This is a genomic window from Allokutzneria sp. NRRL B-24872, assembly GCF_002155965.1.
In the GTDB taxonomy this organism is placed as follows: Bacteria; Actinomycetota; Actinomycetes; order Mycobacteriales; family Pseudonocardiaceae; genus Allokutzneria.
This window is the reverse complement of record NZ_MUMH01000379.1, coordinates 1-615: the sequence shown is the minus strand read 5'-3', so window position 1 is coordinate 615 and position 615 is coordinate 1. Positions and strand designations below refer to the sequence as shown.

Annotated in this window: 1 protein-coding gene; it reads left to right on the top strand. The window is 78.5% G+C overall.

All coding sequences use genetic code 11. The annotated features are described in order from the left end of the window. Window positions 1-35 precede the first annotated feature (35 nt). Window positions 36-615 (top strand): hypothetical protein (locus tag CCN37_RS38165; protein WP_086830254.1); only part of this gene is annotated, 580 nt, incomplete at its 3' end.

The window sequence follows — 615 nt, the reverse complement described above, 5'->3', positions numbered from 1 at the left end:
CTCGACCGCCGGTGCGCGGGGGCCGACGGCTCCCGGTGAGCGCGAGGGCCGCGGTGGTCCTGGCGCTGGTACGGCCCACGGCGCGGTCGCTGCCGTGGACGACGATGGCCGCCGGCTGGGCCCTCGGGCTGGCCGTCGCCGCCGTACCGGCGCTGTTCTCCATGACCCTCCCGGCGGAGGTGCTGGTCACCGTGGTGCGGGCGGCGGCCTTGTGCGGGGCGGTGGGCACGGCCTTCGTCCTGGACGACCCGGCCCGGCTCACCACCGGCGTCCCTCCCGTGCCGCGTCCGCTGCGCCAGGCACTGCGCGCGGCCGTCGTGGCGCCCGCGGTCGTGGTGTGGTGGGTGGCCGTGCTGGCCGTCGTACGGGGAGGTGCCGACCCCGCGCGGTGGGCCGCGCTGGCGGTGGGTGCGGTGAGCGTAGAGGCCGCCGCCCTGTGCGCGCCGGCGGTCGCGCTGGCCGCCGCGGCGGTGCGGTTCAGCGAGGTACGGGTGCCGGGCCCCGCCGTGGCCGGCGCCGTACTGGCGCTGCCGATCACGGCCGGCGTGCTCCTTTCACCCCGCTACACCCTCTTCGTCTCCCCGGCCGACCCGCGCTGGTACGACGCCCATGTGC